Source organism: Ruegeria sp. BHSB064 (assembly GCF_059613205.1).
Genome location: NZ_JBXWSB010000031.1, coordinates 26,896 through 44,104, shown reverse-complemented (window position 1 = coordinate 44,104; position 17,209 = coordinate 26,896). Strand labels below are relative to the sequence as shown.

Genomic DNA, 17,209 nt, shown 5'->3' with positions numbered 1-17,209 from the left:
GATTCGCGGCCATAGCCGACGTTCACAGTCCACACCCCACCGGAAACAGCATCCAGATGTTCTTTGCCCTTCTGGTCCCAGACGCGCATGCCTTTACCTTCGACAATGATGCGCGGATCATTGGTTTCAAAGGGTTTATGCTGAATCAGGTGGTGCCAGATATGGGCGCGGTCGGCCTCGACCACGCGGGAAAGATCGTTTTCGTTGAACGTGCCGTCCATGACAAGTCCTTTCACTGAGATGCGCTTCAGGGGCTTCTGGTCAGGCCATACCCCCGCCTGTGTTTAAGATGCTTCAGATCACCGCGAAAGGCCTGTTGTAAGTAGGGCCAGATCGCGCCATCCCATATTGCCAGAAAGTGAGGCTATCGTATTACTACGGATTTGTCAGAGCACCAAGATTATGCTCAAGTCGCGCGAACTGTGATTTGGGAGGATCAGCAGATGACAGCCACAAACATCTACGAGCGTCATTTGGACAAAAGCCGGGCCAACTACACGCCTTTGTCGCCGCTGACGTTCCTTGAGCGAACGGCGCAGGTCTATCCGGATTACCCTTCGGTGGTGTATGGGGGCCGCCGGTATTGCTGGGCTGAAACCTATGCCCGGTGCCGACAACTGGCGGGTGCGCTGACCGCGCGTGGCATCGGCAAGGGCGACACCGTTTCTATTATCGCGGCGAATATTCCCGAGATGTATGAGGCTCATTTTGGCGTGCCAATGGCAGGCGCTGTTCTGAACGCCATCAACACGCGACTTGATGCACCAATCGTCGCTTTCATTCTAAATCACGCTGAAGCCAAGGCACTGTTGGTCGACCCGGAATTTTCAGGTGTTGTGAAAGAGGCGCTGACGCAGGTCGAGCGTGACATTTTGATTATCGATATCGAAGACCCCAGCTTTGACGGCGGTGAGACACTGGGCAGCCTGACATACGACGCCCTGCTGAATGAAGGCGACCCAGAGTTCAACTGGTCCCTGCCAGAGGATGAATGGGATGCGATTTCCCTGAATTACACCTCGGGTACCACGGGCAATCCGAAAGGGGTTGTTTATCATCACCGGGGCGCGACCCTGAATGCGCAGTCGGACTTGTTGGATTGGGACATGCCCAAACATTCCGTCTATTTGTGGACATTGCCGATGTTTCATTGCAATGGCTGGTGTTTTCCGTGGGCCATGGCGGCGAATGCGGGCGTCTCTGTTTGTCTGCGCGTGGTTCGGGCCGAGCCGATCTATGCAGCGTTCCGCGATGAGAAAGTCACCCATTTCTGCGGTGCTCCGATTGTTTTGAACATGCTGGCCCATGCACCGGATGAACTGAAAGACTTTGATCACCAGATCAAGGTGATGACTGCAGGTGCCCCACCGCCTGCCGCCGTGATCGAAGCGATGGAGGCGATGGGCGTAGAGGTCACCCATGTCTATGGCCTGACCGAGACTTATGGACCATCGGTCGTTTGTGCCTGGAAAGACGAGTGGAATGAGAAAGGGCCAGAAGATCGCGCCGCTTTGAAAGTACGGCAGGGTGTGCGGTACACAGCGCTGTCCGGCCTGATGGTCGCCGATCCCGATACGATGGAACCCGTGCCTGCTGATGGCGAAACCATGGGTGAGATATTCATGCAGGGCAACGTGGTGATGAAAGGATACCTTAAGAACCCGGACGCCACGGACGGCGCCTTTAAGGGTGGTTGGTTTGCCTCCGGCGATCTGGGTGTTATGCACCCCGACGGCTACATCGCGCTCAAGGATCGGTCCAAGGACATCATCATTTCAGGCGGTGAGAATATCTCGTCCGTTGAGGTCGAGGGTATCCTTTACAAACACCCGGCTGTGATGGAGGCAGCTGTGGTCGCGCGTCCAGATGAAAAATGGGGTGAAACGCCTTGTGCCTTTGTCGAGCTGAAGCCCGATGCCAGCGCGACCGAAGCAGAGCTGATTGCCTTTTGCCGGGACAACATGGCCCATTTCAAAGCGCCAAAGACCGTGGTTTTCGGCACCTTGCCGAAGACGTCGACGGGCAAGGTGCAGAAATTTGTGCTGCGGGATCAGGCAAGGGCGTTGGGTTAAAGCTTGTCGAAGATCGACAGGTTCAAATCCAGCATCTCACCCATCCAGATCGCTCGATCTCGATGATCTTCCAGATGTTCACCGGTTTCGGGATGGGTGAACACCGTTAGGCCCTGCCGGTTCAGCATCAACCAGGGAATGACCTGATCGAATGCGTCAGCGGCAAACCCCAACTGGCAGCTCCAACGCGGGTGGGGGCCGACATTGCGGGCATGCATGCGCCCCATCTGAACAGGGAATAGCCGAGCGGCCTCTTCACAGACCTGTAGCGCCGTATCCTGCGTGTCGGCATCGAAATAAACATGGGCGTGGTAGCCGGTGATCTCGGGCATTTGGACCTCATTGCTTTGTTGGATCAAAGCTAAGGTCAAACGGGACAAACGCCTAGGCGCACAGGCACACAGGGTCTGTGCAGGGTTATCGGGGTGCATGCGCGTCGGGGTGCGCCGCGATAAAGGCCGGGTGATCGGCGCAGGCGGCTTCAACCCCCAGAACACGTGGCATGTCCGACAGATCCACCTGCCAGCGGCGTGCATTGTAGACTTGAGGGATCAGGCAGATGTCAGCGAGGCCGGGCTGCGAACCGATACAATAAGGGGTCTGTTCAAACGTGCCCAACATGGTCTCAAAAGCTTGCAAGCCGGGCCGGATGAAGTGCCGCATCCAATCTCCGGGCATGTCGGCGGCGTCAGTGCTGAGCGAGGTCGCGTGACGTGCGACAGACAGGTTGCAGACCGGGTGAATATCCACCGCAATCGCATATGCAAGTGCCTGCACACGCGCACGCTCGACCGCGTCGTCGGGCAGTAAGTTGAGTTGGCGCGTACGGTCCAGATAGTCGAGGATGGCCAAAGACTGTGTCAGTCGTTGCCCGTCAATATCCAGAACCGGCACAAACCCTTGCGGATTGCGCGACAAATGCTCAGCGCCTTTGTGTTCGCCGCCTACCAGATCGACAACGACCGCGTCGTATTCAATGGCTGCCAGATTTAGGGCAATCCGCACCCGATAGCTGGCCGAGGACCGCCAGTAGTCATAGAGGACAACACTGCTCACGTGGGAACCCGTTAACTGTCCGACAACGCAGCCGCGCGAATGGCATCGGACAGAACTGTGCCGTCGCCGATGTGATTGGCCAATACCAGTACAAGCCGGGCGTTCAGTGCGTCGCTGTCGACTTTCTCAAGCCCTTCATGCGCCGCCAGAAGGGTGGCGTAAAAATCGTCGGCGTTGTCGAAATTGGGGGTCAGGATCAGATCAGACATTGCGCTTACTCCTTGCCACAGGCTCTGCGGATCGCATGCCGGAAACTGTTTTCTTCGTAGCTGTCGCGCCGCGCTGCTACATGCTGATCCGGGCGGATCAGATACACTGCACTGGTTGCATCACCCAGGTAACGACGTTTGAGAGCCAGCGTCAGGTCGTCTTTGACCGACAGCGCCAGCCGGGTGACCTCAACCCCATCCTCTTCCAGAGCGTCTGGGGCATCGGCATCAATGGTCAGCAAGGTAAATTTGCCCGCCAGCTTGGGCAGCAGGAATTCGTCGCCCAGCGGGGCATCCGGGCAGGCCGATCCTGGGCGCGTGCAGGCCGGGCCGTTCAGCGCATCAGCCGAGTTCAACGAGGACCCGTCATAGGTGCAGGGCTGGCTTAACCGGCCCGAGTTCACCAGCGGTCGGGCGAACTCATACTGTTCACTCAGATCCAGAACCGCATCGCGCAGAACCCGCGACATCTCGGATTTTGGAGTGATGAAATCGGTTGACCGGCTGGATTTCTGGATGTTCTCGTCCGCTCCTTGCACACGTTCGGAATTGTAGCTGTCCAGCAGGCTTTCAGGGGCTTTGCCCTCAAGCACCAGCTTCAGTTTCCAGCACAGGTTGTCGGTATCTTGAAGGCCCGAATTTGCCCCGCGCGCGCCAAAGGGGCTAACCTGATGCGCGCTGTCGCCTGCAAACAGGACGCGCCCTTTGCGGAAACTTTCCATGCGGCGACACTGGAAAGTATAGATCGAGACCCATTCCAGCTGGAACTCGACGTCTTCGCCCAACATTGCCTTGAGGCGCGGGATGACATTCTCGGGGCGCTTTTCACGTTCCTTGTCGATGTCCCAGCCCAGTTGCAGGTCGATGCGCCAGACATTGTCGGGCTGTTTGTGCAACAGCGCGGATTGACCCCGATTGAATGGCGGATCGAACCAGAACCAGCGCTCTGAGGGGAAATCTGCATCCATGATCACATCGGCGATCAGGAAATTGTCCTCGAAAACTCGCCCTTCGAAATCGATACCCAGCATCCTGCGCGTGGGTGAGGTGGCTCCGTCGCAAGCGATCAGCCATTCGGCCTCAACTGTATAAGGGCCTTCCGGTGTTTCCACCTCCAGTCGCACGTGATCTTCGTGCGTGCCAATGGCCTCGACCTTGTTGCGTCCGCGAATTTCAATCGGAGCACCTTGGGCCTGCAACTCGCGCACACGTTCCACAAAGTAGTTTTCAAAGTGGTATTGCTGCAGATTGATGAAAGCCGGATTGGCATAGCCTTCATCCGGTTGCAGGTTGAAATCATAGACCTGACGATCATCGAAGAAGACTTTGCCGCGATCCCACAGCACGCCTTTGTCGACCAAGCGGCGTCCACATCCCAGGCGGTCGGCAATTTCCAAAGTGCGCTGAGAAAAACAAATGGCGCGACTGCCGAAACTGACTTTGTCATTTTCGTCCAGAACCACAACTTCGACACCGTGCTGGGCCAGATCAATGGCAGCGGCCAAACCAACCGGACCGGCACCAATCACGATGACCTTGCGCCTGACGGGCGTGGGGCTGTCCTGATCCGGGCTGCGTTCATAGCCGTAAAGCGGTGTTTCAAAGATCTTGTTCATGGGCTCCCCCCAAGCAGATGCACCAATGTGCTTCATATCCTGTCCCCCGGCGACAGGCGCCGGAGGCCTCGGCTTATGGTTTCATCGAATCCCGCCGCAAAAAACGATCTGGATCAAACCGGGTCGTTTTTCTCAGCCTTGCAGGGCTTCCCACATTTCAAGGTCGCGCTGAGCGGTCCAGATGCGCGGCGTGTCGATGCCGCGTGCCTCGTCATAGGCGCGCGCTACGTTGAACGGCAGGCAGTGTTCGTAGATCGCGTAGTCAGCGAATTTCGGGTCACACTCGGCGCGTACGGCGTCCCAGGCTTCTTTCAAAGAACCTCCTCGCGCCGCCACTTTGGCCGCTGGGCGGTAGGTGCTGCTGACGAAATCGCGGGTGTTTTCAATGGCAGCATTGACCATGTCCTTGCCGACCAGCGCGTCGCCGCGTCCGGGCGCGATGGCGTCAACATCAAACCACTTGATTTCGTCCAGTGTGTCGCCCCATTCGCTGAAATGCCCGTCACCACAATAGCAGGCCGAGTGATATTCAACGATGTCGCCTGTGAACATCACATTCTGATCCGGCACATGGATCACGATATCACCGGCAGTGTGCGCACGGCCCAGATGCATCAGATCCACGCGACGATTGCCCAGATAGACGGTCATCGTGTCGCTGAACGTGGTGGTGGGCCATGTCAGGCCGGGGATGCTTTCGTGCCCTTCGAACAGGCGTGGGAAGCGTTGGAATTCGCTGTCCCAATCCTCTTGCCCGCGTTCCACGACCATGGCGCGCGCCATGTCTGACATCAGGATTTGCTGAGCGCCAAACGCGCTTGCACCCAGCACGCGAACGGCGTGGTAGTGCGTCAGGGCCACGTGGGTGATCGGTTTGTCCGTGACCGAGCGGACGCATTCGATTACCTTGTTGGCCAGACGCGGTGTCGCCTGTGCCTCAACGATCATCACGCTGTCATCGCCAATAATGACGCCCGAGTTCGGGTCACCTTCGGCGGTGAAGGCATAGAGCCCTTCGCCCACTTCGGTGAAACTGATCTTTTTCTCCGACATGTCCCCCTGGGACGCGAATGCTTTGACCATCTTGGTTTTGTCCTTTTGCAGTTGCGCGGGAGGCCGCATTTGGAGGCCTCCGGCGGGAGTATTTGGAAAAAGATGAAGTCAGTGCGTCATCGTTCGAAAGGGGAAGAGAGGGCAGGCAGAACGGTGCCAACACAATTGCCAAAGCCGATTGTATAGCCGTCGCCTTTGGCCGTGCCGGTCAGGGTCAGTGTGTCGCCGTCTTCGATGAAGCTGCGGGTCTCACCGCTGTCCAGCGTCAGAGGTTCCTTACCGCCCCAGCTGAGTTCCAGCAACGAACCGCGTTCGGGTTTGGTTGGTCCGGAAATAGTGCCCGATCCCAGCAGGTCGCCCGCATTCATCGGACAGCCGGACGTGGTGTGATGGGCCAGTTGTTGCGCGGCGGAGTAGTACATCTGGTTATAGTTGGTCTGTGCAATTGTCGTGGCAGGCTGCCCGGCAGGTGCCATGGTGATCGACAGATCAATGTCATAGAGCATCGGGCCGCAGTCTTTCAGGTGATCCAGCAACTCGAATTCACGGGCTGGCGTGTCACAGCGAAAGGGCTCTAGCGCTGCCTTAGTGACGATCCAGGGACTGATCGAAGTTGCGGTGGCCTTCGCCTGAAACGGGCCCAATGGCTGGTATTCCCAGGCCTGGATGTCCCGCGCCGACCAATCGTTCAGCAAGACGTAGCCAAAGATATTGTCGTCCGCTTCCTGTACGCTGATCGGTCCATCCGAAGGAGTGCCGACAATCGCGCCCATCTCAAGCTCGATGTCAAAACGGCGGCTGGGCAGGAAGGCGGGCAGGTCCTGATCGGGGGATTTCAGCTGCCCCCAGGGGCGGCGAATATCCGTGCCCGATACTACGACAGACGACGCGCGACCATTGTAGCCAATGGGAATGTGCAGCCAGTTCGGCGGCAACGCGTTTTCCGGACCGCGGAACATCGTTCCCACGTTGAAGGCGTGGTTCCGGCCTGCGTAGAAATCGGTGTATTCGCTGACCGCAAAGGGCAGGTGCATCTCGGCATCGTCTTGTTGGACAAGCAATGGTTCAACCTTGCTTTGCTCGTCCGAGCCCTCGGCCAAAAGGCTGATCAGCCGTTCCCGCAGGGCGGCCCAGACAGCGGGGCCTTCCTCCATCAGCGGGTTCCAGAACGGCACGTCAAACAAAGGCTCATCGCCCAGATTGATCAAGCCTTCGGCTTCGGCGGCAGTTATGTCGAGGATCATGTCCCCAATGGCCACGCCGCACCGGGCCTCATCACCCTCGGTTGAAAAGACGCCATAAGGCAGATTGTTCAGTGGGAACGGATGTGTCGCGTCATTGGCCGACGTCACCCAGGATATCATTAGAGGCATACGATGTCCCTGTTTTGTTGGTTAAGTTGAAGGGCGAAGGGATTTCAGCCCCAACAAGATAGCAGCCAGGATCATGAAGCTGCCGCCAATGCGGTCAAGCCACAGCTTTGCCGGACCTTGCAAACGGCGGGCCAACCAGCTTGCGCTGCCGCCATATGCGGTCAGGAACATCCCGTCTATGACCAGATAGGTGGCAGACAGAATGGCAAATTGCGGCCAGAAGGGCAGTGCTCCGTCAATGAACAACGGGAACAGCGCTGCAAAAAAGACCACGGCTTTGGGATTGGCGGCAGATGTAATAAACCCCTGCATCCAAAGCGATTTGCGGCTGGCCTTGGGCGCGGTATGCGCATCAGAAACGCGCGCCTTGAGGATCTGTTTGACCCCGAGATAAACCAGATAGGCCACACCAAGCCATTTGATGACTGTCAGCGCGGTTGCGGATGTGGCAATCAGGGCGGCCAGGCCCAGCCCCGCCGCCAACATCTGCAGGAAGTTTGCCGTCAGATCCCCGGCAGCTGTGAACAGCCCGCGCCGAAGCCCGTTGGCGGCCGAGTTTGACAACATCAGCAACTGGCTGGGCCCCGGCGTGCTCATCAACAGCAGGACGGTTGCCACATAGGTGAACCAGATATCCAAGCTCATTTCTTACCCGGCGTTCCGTCGAACTTTTTCTCAAGCGATGTCCAGCAGTCGATATAGTCATCCTGCAACGGCGCTTCGGTGGCGGCAAATGGCGTCAGATGCTGCGGGAAGCGGGTTTCGAACATGAACGACATCGTCTTGTCCAGCTTGTCCGGTCCCAGGTTGGAGTATGATGCCTTGTCAAAGGCTTCCCTGTCGGGGCCATGCGGGATCATCATGTTGTGCAGGCTTGTGCCACCGGGTACGAAGCCCTGCGGTTTCGCATCATACTGGCCGTAAATGTTGCCCATCAGCTCCGACATGATGTTTTTGTGGTACCACGGTGGGCGGAACGTGTCCTCCATCACCATCCAGCGTTCGCGGAAAAGAACAAAGTCGATATTGGCCGTGCCAGGCTGGCCAGACGGTGCCGTCAGAACCGTAAAGATCGACGGGTCGGGATGGTCGAACAGGATCGCGCCAACCGGGCAATAATTGCGCAAGTCATATTTGTAGGGTGCATAGTTGCCGTGCCATGCGACCACATCCAGCGGGCTGTGCCCGATCTTGGTGGTGTGGAACTGGCCGCACCATTTGATCGTTACGGTCGACGGGGTTTCGCGATCTTCAAACGCGGCCACTGGTGCCTTGAAGTCGCGCGGGTTGGCCATGCAATTTGCGCCAATCGGGCCACGGCCCGGCATTTCGAACTTCTGCCCGTAGTTTTCGCAGACAAAGCCGCGCGCTGGGCCTTCCAGAACCTCGACCCGGTACAGCAGACCACGCGGAATGATCGCGATCTCTTTGGGTTCCAGATCGATGATTCCCAGCTCGGTCGCAAAACGCAGACGTCCTTCTTGCGGAACAACCAACAGCTCGGAATCGGCTGAGAAGAAATAGTCATCCACCATGGATTCGGTGACCAGATAGATGTGGCTGGCCATGCCCACTTGCGTGTTCACATCCCCCGCCGTGGTCATGGTCCGCATCCCGGTCATCCAGTTCAGACCTTCATCAGAATGTGGGACTGGATCCCAGCGATACTGACCCAGGCTGATCACATCCGGGTCGATGCACGGGGCAGATTTCCAATAGGGCAGATCGATTTTTTCGTAACGATGTGAATGCTTCACCGACGGGCGAATGCGATAACACCAGGTGCGCTCGGGTGGGTTCGCGGTAAAAGCTGTGCCGCTCAGCTGCTCTCCGTAAAGGCCATAGTTGCACCGCTGCGGGCTGTTCATCCCTTGTGGCAGGGCGTCGGGCAGGGCCTCGGTCTCAAAGTCGTTTCCAAAGCCGGGCATATAGCCGGCATGTGTGCCGACCGGCGTTGCAGCCTGTGTCAGCATATGCGGATCACTCGGACGATTCATGATGGTTTCCTCCGTTTGCTGCTTGTCGGGTAATAGTTGATTTTGTAACTAACAAGCATGTCACACGTAGAATCCAAAAAAAATGATGAGTTTGATCTGCAGAATTTTCTGCCTTTCCTGTTGAACCAGGCGGCGGAACAGGCGTCATTGGAATTTCAGAACGTCTACAAAGGCCGTTACGGGATGCTCAGAACCGAATGGAGGGTGCTGTTTCATCTCGGGCTGTTTGGCGAGATGACCGCGAAGGAGATTTGCGAACGTGCCAGAATGCACAAGACCAAAATCAGCCGTGCGGTCGCCAAGCTGGAACAGCGTCGGTATTTGAAACGCACGCGCGACGAAGCGGATCGGCGGGCGGAATGGCTGACACTAACACCGGCTGGGCAAACCGTGTATCGTGACCTGCATGGCGTCGCCGCAGACTATGATGCGAAATTGTCGGGCCTGTTTGATGCGGAAGAAGCCGCTCTGCTGCGTAAAATGCTGCAAAGATTGGCTGGTTTGGACTGACCACTGGCAATTGATGTGCATGATCCCCAAATTGGACCCATGCTTGATACGGACACAAATATGACTTCGTTAGATTCTTCGTCGGTTCCCACGCACGATCTGATCGATTGGTTGGTCAATAAAGGGCTTGAAGGCGCCGGGCAGGAAGAATTGCTGGAAGGCTTTTGCACCCGGCTGGTCGATATGGGCATTCCGTTGATGCGGTTTCACGCGGCTCAGTCCACTTTGCACCCAGTCTACGGCGGCACCGGTTACAGTTGGTACAACGGCACAGGTGGTGAATCCGAGCGGTTTGAAAATACCGATGAACCCAGCGAGGTTTGGCAGCAAAGTCCGCTTTATACCCTGTTGCATGAGGATCTGGATGAAATCCGGGTCAAACTGGTCGACCACAATGAACCCAGTCGCTTTCCATTGCTCAATGATCTGCGGGAGATCGGAGCGACCGATTATTACGCCACGGGCCTGTCCTATGAAGGAGCCAAGCAGTTGCGTCCAAGCGGAGCAAAGAAGGTCAGCGATGGCGTTCTGATGTCCTGGACCAGTGACGCGCCGACCGGCTTTGACGACAGCGATCTGAACCAAATTCACACCGTGCTGCCGCATTTGGGACTGGCGCTCAAGTCCGCCAAGAACCAGAACCTGACCAAGGATCTGATGCGGGTTTATCTGGGTCGGGATGCTGGTCGTCGGGTTCTGTCAGGCGAAATCCAGCGCGGGTCTTTGCAGCAGATCGATGCGGTGATTTGGAATTTCGACCTCGAGGGTTTCACCACACTGTCTGAGGACCTTCCAGGGCATGAGATCATCGACATGCTGAACGACTATCTGGCGGTGGCCGTGGGCGTAGTGCATGACCGGGGTGGAAACATCCTGAAATTCATGGGCGACGGGCTGATGGCCATGTTCGATCTTGGCGAAATCGACGAAGATGCCCGCGCCGCGCTGAGCGCCGTGCCTCTGTTGCAGTCGCGCATGGATGAATTGAACACGCAACGACAGGAGCAAGGTCAGCCAGTGGCCAATTACACGCTGGCCCTGCATTCAGGCGAAATTCTCTATGGCAATATCGGATCCCACACGCGGTTGGATTTCACAGTCATTGGCCCGGCCGTCAACCAGGCCGCCCGTATTGCGGGGATGCACCGGTCTTTGGGTCAGAGGATTCTGATCTCGGACGACGTCGCCCGCGCCGCGCAACCCTGCGCGCAAGAGCTTGTTTCGGTCGGTCGCTATATGCTGCGCGGTGTGAACGAGCCGAAAGAGCTGTTTACGGTGTACAGCCCTGATGGACAATCAGTAGCGGATTGAAACTGGGGCTGTTCCGAAGATGAAAGACCTAGCGGAACGTCTTGGTTCATGAGGACGTGCGCGGCGTGTTTGCCCGGGGTGTCGATCTTATGAAGACGTCAACCAATGCCCGGATTGAGTCTGATTCAACTGAAGCGGCGCGTTCCACGAAGGTCAATCAGACGAAAGATGTGGCGACTGTTTGCGAGACGAAACTCGAACATAGGCGCGAATCTTTTCTCCTGCTATTTTGAAGAAGGAGTTGCAGGACGGGAAGCTGTTGGATCGCCAACACACAGAAGAGATTGACCGTGTCTTAAACGGGTTCGATACAGGGCGCGACCGTCTGGTCGCAGATAGCTGGCAACGCTGTGTCGAAACCTATGGTATGGATCCCTTGCGGCAAGAGCCCGCGCATATCGTACCTGACACCCAGTTCCGTGAACATCTGGAGCAATCAGAACGTCTGATCGCAACAGCGCGCTCGGGGCTGCAATCGTTGTTTGCACAGGTGGCGGGGCAAAATTACGTCCTGCTGCTTGCGGATGCGGACGGTGTATGTGTCGACTTCTTTGGCGATCGGAACTTCGAGGATGAGCTCAGAAGTGCCGGTCTTCACCTGGGCTTCAAATGGACGGAAGACCTGGCAGGGACGAACGGTGTGGGGTCGTGTATTGTTACCGGCCAGCCGGTGACGATACATCAAGGTGATCATTTTTCGATCACGCATACACCGCTGTCCTGTACGGCAGCACCCATTTTTGACACCAAGGGTGGGCTTGCAGCTGTTCTGGATGTGTCCCTGTTGCGCGGCCCCTCACCCAAGGCTTCGCAGAATCTGGCCATGACACTGGTGACAAATTCCGCCCGCCGGGTCGAGATGGCGAACCTGATGGCGTCAACCCGCAGGGACTGGGTTTTGCGCTTTTCATCCAGCCCCGAGTTTCTTGAGGTCGACCCCGAAGCGGCGGTGGCGGTGGATGGCAGCGGCAAAATTATTGGAATGACGTCCGGGGCGCGAAACGCATTGGACCTCAGCGGTTCGGGTCAGTTGGTCGGGTCACAACTACAGGATTGGTTCGAGATCAGCGTCGACGAGATGCCGGAGTTCATGCGTGGCCGACCGTCCGAAGATCGCGTTCTGCACCTCAAAGACGGGCGCGCACTTTATGGTCATGCCGTTGCCCCCCAGACGCCCCAGATGACCGCTGCATTGCGCAAGCGAGAGCAGGTTTTACCCGGTGCCCTTGGCAGTTTTGCAGGGCCGGATGCAGATCTTCAGCAGTTGTTGAACAAGGCAGCACGTCTTGCGCCAACAAGCCTGCCACTTTTGCTGACCGGTGAAAGCGGAGTTGGCAAGACAAAGCTGGCGCGGGCCATTCACATGGCCGACTCTGCAACGCGGGACTTTCATATTGTCATCTGCTGTGACACTGAGGCTTTCGATTTCTGTCATGCGCTTGAGCCCGGGACACTGTTCCTGCGCGGTGTTGAAGACCTTAGCGGGCCTGCGCAGGCTTCCCTTTTGGCGGTGTTGATGAAGCGTGCCGATCTCAGGATCATCGCCTCGTGTCGGCAGTCGCCGGCTGCGTTGCAGGGCAGTTTGCGCGAAGACTTGTTGCACCGGATTGCCGGTATCACATTGTCCCTTCCGCCCTTGCGCCACCGGGCGGATCTGGATTGGCTGATTGATCGTCTGCTCAGACGGTTTGCCAGCCAAGAAATTCGCTTGTCCACGGCTGCACGTGCCGATCTGAAATCACGGCTTTGGCGCGGGAACATTCGTGAATTGGAACATCTGTTGCACAGTACAGTCGCCTTGTGTCAGGACAACATCGTCGACTTAACGGATTTACCGGCACCGGTGCTTGCCCACACGCAAGAACAGGACTCAGATGATCTGGAAGCACTTTTGCGCGCTTGCGATTGGAACATGTCTCAGGCGGCACGGCGGCTTGGCGTGAACCGGTCGACTATCCTGCGTCGTGTGCGAAAGGCCGGGCTTAGACCGCCGTCATAAACGGATGTATGGTCGTGTTGCGCCCTTGTTGCGCGCGCAACAAGCGGTGGTGTTTTTTAGTCGCGCATAACGCTGAGCCGGCAAAATTACTTGCCCGATGGGCCGCCGATTTGCCAGCCTTCTGCTCTGTGGAGATAGGGAGGACAACATGCTCGACACAACACTCTCGGATCAGGTGCAGGGATTTCTGGATGATTTCGGTGCGGCTTTGTCCAAAGGCGATATCGATGCCGCATCCGATATGTTCCAGGACGATTGCTATTGGCGCGATCTGGTCAGCTTTACCTGGAACATCAAAACGGTCGAGGGCAAGGCGCAGGTGGCAGATATGCTCTCGCACCAGCTGGCAACAACCAAGCCAAGCGGTTGGAAAATAGCCGAAGGTGAGGTGCCCACAGAGGATGGGGGTGTGATCACCGCCTGGATCGAATTCGAGACCGAAGTTGCGCGTGGCTACGGGCTGATCCGCCTCAAGGATGGCAAGATTTGGACCTTGCTGACCACGATGGTCGAGCTGAAAGGACATGAGGAGCCCAAAGGGTTCAACCGTCCGCTGGGCGCCAAGCATGGGGCTGGCAAACACCGGACCACATGGGCCGAAGAACGCGCGCAGGAAGAGGCTGAACTGGGCTACAAGACACAGCCCTACTGCGTCATCATCGGCGGTGGTCAGGGTGGGATCGCCATGGGCGCGCGTCTGCGCCAGCTTGGTGTCCCGACGATCATCGTTGAACGGAATGAGCGCCCCGGCGACAGCTGGCGCAATCGCTACAAATCGCTCTGCCTGCATGATCCGGTTTGGTACGACCATCTGCCTTATATCAAATTCCCGGAAAACTGGCCTGTTTTCTCGCCCAAGGACAAGATCGGCGACTGGCTGGAGATGTATACGAAAGTGATGGAGCTGAACTATTGGACGCGTACGACGGCCAAATCCGCCACCTTCGACGAAGACAAGGGGGAATGGACCATAACGGTGGACCGGGACGGCGAAACGGTTGTGCTGCGGCCCAAGCAACTGATCATGGCGACGGGGATGTCCGGCAAGAAACGCATGCCTGATTTTCCGGGCATGGATGTGTTCAAGGGTGAGCAGGTTCATTCCTCAGAACACGACGGGCCGGACAGATGGGCAGGCAAGAAGGTTGTGGTTGTTGGGTCCAATAACTCGGCGCATGATATCTGTGCAGCGCTTTGGGAGAACAATGCCGACGTGACTATGGTACAGCGCTCCTCGACCCATATCGTTCGGTCGGACACCCTGATGGAGATCGCACTGGGCGATCTGTATTCTGAACGCGCTGTTCGGTCGGGCATGACAACCGAAAAGGCCGATCTGATCTTTGCTTCGCTGCCCTACCGGATTTTGCATGAATTCCAGATTCCAGCCTATGCCGCGATGAAAGAACAGGACAAAGAGTTCTATGAAGGTCTGGAAAAGGCCGGGTTCTGGCTGGATTGGGGCGATGACGACAGCGGATTGTTCATGAAATACCTGCGTCGGGGATCAGGGTATTATATCGACGTCGGTGCCAGCCAATTGATCATAGATGGTGAAATCAAGCTGAAACGCGGTCAGGTGACAGCGCTTGATGAAACAGGAGTAATCCTCGATGACGGGACGCATCTTGATGCTGACCTTGTCGTCTATGCGACCGGATACAACTCGATGAACGGCTGGGTTGCTGACCTGATGGGCCAGCAGATGGCAGATCAGCTTGGGAAATGCTGGGGTCTGGGGTCTGACACGACCAAGGATCCGGGACCATGGGAAGGAGAGGAACGCAATATGTGGAAGCCAACCCAGGTTCCAAACCTGTGGATGCATGGCGGGAACCTGCATCAGTCCCGGCACTATTCGCAGTTTTTGTCGCTTCAGATAAAGGCCCGAATGGAAGGCATCCCGACGCCGGTCTACGGCCTTCAAGAGGTGCATCACCTCAGTTAAACCGGGCGCTTCAAGCAACGAAGCGGGCTCTCAAATGTTACAATTGAAAGTTCGCTTCGTATGCGAAAGCTGAAACTCGAATATCAGCTTCGTCCGCATGGCGGCTGAGAGGGTGGGGAATCAGAAATCAATCTCCACACCCGGCAGGTTCAGCTCTTTCATCATGTCGCGCAGTTCCTGACGGGCGGCGATGTTCGAGATGTTCAGCTGCTTGACGCCGATATCCTTGAGGTCCAGCAGGGTCAGGCCGCGGGGAAACAACTCGCGGAAGATGACCCGTTCGGAAAAGCCCGAAGCGACGCGAAAACCGATGCGCTGCGACAGCATCTCGATCGCGCGCTGCATCTTTTCCTTGTTGACCATCCGCTGCGTACCGACCCGGTTGCGAACCACAACCCAGTCGATGGGTTTCAGCCCGGCTTGTGCCCGCAGCTGACGCGCGTTCCACACCATTTCGGAATAGACCGACGGACCCAGGATTTTCTCACCCTTGGAGTCGATCCGCGCCAACAGGTCAAAGTCGATGAAACTGTCGTTCAATGGCGTGATCAGCGTGTCGGCCAGCGAATGCGCCACCTGGCTGAGCCGGGTGTGAGAGCCCGGGCAATCGATCAGGATGAAATCGCTGTCACTTTCCAGCTGCGATACGGCGGCGGACAGGCGGTGGTCATAGATGTTTTCACCCGGTTTCAGTGTGGCAGCGTCGATCTCGGGCAGGTCGTGATGGCGCGGGCTGGGCAGGGTCAGGTCCGAGCTTTTGAGAAAGTTGTTGCGGTTCTCGAAATACCGCCCAAGACTACGTTGCCGCAGGTCCAGATCCAGCGTGCTGACCTTGTGTCCCAATCGGGCCAGCGCGGTTGCCACATGCATCGACACGGTCGATTTGCCTGCGCCACCCTTTTCGTTCCCGACCACGATGATATGTGCCATGCTTGTATTCCCAAGTCCCGCCGTGCTTCGCTACACGTTGTTGGCACCCACTATATGTTGTGTCGCGTTGGAAGGAAAGAACCTCAAGCGGCGGTTTGGGGCAATATCAGACCCTAATTTGGAAAACTCAACGCGGCGCGCAGGTTACAGAAGGGCGCTTGCCAAAGCATTGGCCCTGATTCACAGTCCGCATACCGGTTCAGCAGGGAGAATGTGGCTTGGAGCACCTGTTCCTAAACGTTTTGAACGTGGTCTTGCCGGTTCTGATCTGCGCCGGGATCGGCTATGGCCTTGCGCTGATTCACGCCCCCTTCGACAACAAGGTGATAGGTGGGATCGTCTCAAAGGTGGGCTACCCAACTCTGATCATCTCGCACCTGTCGACGACCAAGTTGGCGGTGGGGACCTTTTTGGACATGATGACCGCAGCCGCTTTGGCGGTGGCGGGGTTCGGCGTGTTGGGGTTTATCGCCCTAAAGGCCCTGCGCCTGCCGGTCAGGGCGTTTCTGACGCCGTTGATGCATGGAAATGTTGGCAACATAGGTCTCCCGATCACCCTGCTGGCTTTGGGGGATGCGGGTATGGCCTATACGATGGCGTTTGTCGTGGTTGTGCTGATCAGCATCTTTACTGTCGGGATGTGGATCCCTGCCGGAGAGTTCTCGCCCCGGAAGCTGGCCTCTTCACCGATTATCTATGCTGTGGCGCTTTCACTGATCCTAATGGCAACAGGAACCAGTCTGCCGCAGCCGATTGCAAAATCTTTTGATATTCTCGGAGGTCTGTCGATTCCGCTGATGCTGCTGACTCTGGGTCATACATTGGCGACACTACAGGTGAAAAGCCTGGGGCGGGCGATCTTACTGACGCTGATGCACTTAGTCATGGCTGTTGCTATCGCCAGCGCTTTGATTTGGCTGTTCGGGTTTACGGGACCGGAACGCGGCGCGGTCATCCTGTGTTGCCTTATGCCGTCGTCAGTGGCGACTTACCTTTTCATCGATCAGCATGTCCCTGAATACGGGCCGGACGTTGCAGGCTTTATTCTGGTCTCGACATTGGCGACAATACTGGTGCTGCCAGTGGCGCTGTCTTACTGGATCTGACCTTGGGGTGATGTCAGTTTCGTGACTTG

Annotated in this window: 15 protein-coding genes and 1 pseudogene; 6 read left to right on the top strand and 10 right to left on the bottom strand. The window is 57.0% G+C overall.

The window, feature by feature from the left end; translation table 11 throughout:
- Positions 1–221, bottom strand: a pseudogene (locus AC2FNU_RS09980) (aspartate aminotransferase family protein); the annotation flags it as partial.
- A 222-nt stretch (positions 222–443) separates the two neighbouring features.
- Between AC2FNU_RS09980 and AC2FNU_RS09975 the strand changes: the two are divergent.
- The gene (locus AC2FNU_RS09975; protein WP_496787798.1) at positions 444–2,072 is read left to right on the top strand and encodes an acyl-CoA synthetase; all 1,629 of its coding nucleotides are present in this window, start codon (positions 444–446) and stop codon (positions 2,070–2,072) included.
- On the opposite strand, the gene AC2FNU_RS09970 is transcribed toward AC2FNU_RS09975, so the two are convergent.
- The 8 genes from AC2FNU_RS09970 to hmgA all read right to left on the bottom strand — a co-directional run bounded on the left by AC2FNU_RS09970 (position 2,069) and on the right by hmgA (position 9,376).
- Complete coding sequence (locus AC2FNU_RS09970; protein ID WP_496787795.1) at positions 2,069–2,404, bottom strand: DOPA 4,5-dioxygenase family protein; 336 nt, start codon at positions 2,402–2,404, stop codon at positions 2,069–2,071. The genes AC2FNU_RS09975 and AC2FNU_RS09970 overlap by 4 nt on opposite strands.
- Before the next feature lie 85 nt (positions 2,405–2,489).
- Entirely contained in the window at positions 2,490–3,128 is a 639-nt protein-coding gene (maiA, locus tag AC2FNU_RS09965) for a maleylacetoacetate isomerase (protein WP_496787793.1), read from the bottom strand.
- A gap of 11 nt (positions 3,129–3,139) precedes the next feature.
- Positions 3,140–3,337 (bottom strand): DUF2783 domain-containing protein, encoded by a 198-nt coding sequence (locus tag AC2FNU_RS09960; protein WP_496787790.1) that lies wholly within the window; start codon positions 3,335–3,337, stop codon positions 3,140–3,142.
- Positions 3,338–3,342: 5 nt separating this feature from the next.
- Entirely contained in the window at positions 3,343–4,953 is a 1,611-nt protein-coding gene (locus AC2FNU_RS09955; RefSeq protein WP_496787787.1) for an FAD-dependent oxidoreductase, read from the bottom strand.
- A 132-nt stretch (positions 4,954–5,085) separates the two neighbouring features.
- Complete coding sequence (locus AC2FNU_RS09950) at positions 5,086–6,036, bottom strand: MBL fold metallo-hydrolase (protein WP_496787784.1); 951 nt, start codon at positions 6,034–6,036, stop codon at positions 5,086–5,088.
- Positions 6,037–6,122: 86 nt separating this feature from the next.
- Complete coding sequence (gene fahA, locus AC2FNU_RS09945) at positions 6,123–7,379, bottom strand: fumarylacetoacetase (RefSeq protein ID WP_496787782.1); 1,257 nt, start codon at positions 7,377–7,379, stop codon at positions 6,123–6,125.
- Between the two features lie 21 nt (positions 7,380–7,400).
- On the bottom strand, positions 7,401–8,024 hold the full coding sequence (locus tag AC2FNU_RS09940) for a LysE family translocator (protein WP_496787780.1): 624 nt from the start codon (positions 8,022–8,024) through the stop codon (positions 7,401–7,403).
- Complete coding sequence (gene hmgA / locus AC2FNU_RS09935) at positions 8,021–9,376, bottom strand: homogentisate 1,2-dioxygenase (RefSeq protein ID WP_496787776.1); 1,356 nt, start codon at positions 9,374–9,376, stop codon at positions 8,021–8,023. Before hmgA ends, AC2FNU_RS09940 begins: the two co-directional genes overlap by 4 nt.
- A gap of 57 nt (positions 9,377–9,433) precedes the next feature.
- Between hmgA and AC2FNU_RS09930 the strand changes: the two genes are divergently transcribed.
- The 4 genes from AC2FNU_RS09930 (at position 9,434) to AC2FNU_RS09915 (ending at position 15,144) form a co-directional block, all read left to right on the top strand.
- Complete coding sequence (locus AC2FNU_RS09930) at positions 9,434–9,886, top strand: MarR family winged helix-turn-helix transcriptional regulator (protein WP_496787773.1); 453 nt, start codon at positions 9,434–9,436, stop codon at positions 9,884–9,886.
- 60 nt (positions 9,887–9,946) lie between these two features.
- Positions 9,947–11,197: an adenylate/guanylate cyclase domain-containing protein gene (locus AC2FNU_RS09925; protein WP_496787770.1), complete on the top strand. Its 1,251-nt coding sequence runs from the start codon at positions 9,947–9,949 to the stop codon at positions 11,195–11,197.
- Positions 11,198–11,426: 229 nt separating this feature from the next.
- Positions 11,427–13,196 (top strand): sigma-54-dependent Fis family transcriptional regulator, encoded by a 1,770-nt coding sequence (locus AC2FNU_RS09920; protein ID WP_496787767.1) that lies wholly within the window; start codon positions 11,427–11,429, stop codon positions 13,194–13,196.
- Between the two features lie 148 nt (positions 13,197–13,344).
- Positions 13,345–15,144 (top strand): NAD(P)-binding domain-containing protein, encoded by a 1,800-nt coding sequence (locus tag AC2FNU_RS09915; RefSeq protein WP_496787763.1) that lies wholly within the window; start codon positions 13,345–13,347, stop codon positions 15,142–15,144.
- Between the two features lie 120 nt (positions 15,145–15,264).
- Here AC2FNU_RS09915 and AC2FNU_RS09910 read toward each other — a convergent pair whose 3' ends face one another.
- On the bottom strand, positions 15,265–16,074 hold the full coding sequence (locus AC2FNU_RS09910; RefSeq protein WP_152457022.1) for a division plane positioning ATPase MipZ: 810 nt from the start codon (positions 16,072–16,074) through the stop codon (positions 15,265–15,267).
- 218 nt (positions 16,075–16,292) lie between these two features.
- On the opposite strand from AC2FNU_RS09910, the gene AC2FNU_RS09905 reads away from it, so the two are divergent.
- A complete protein-coding gene (locus AC2FNU_RS09905) occupies positions 16,293–17,180 on the top strand; it encodes an AEC family transporter (protein WP_496787760.1) in 888 nt (295 codons plus the stop codon).
- Positions 17,181–17,209 lie beyond the last annotated feature (29 nt).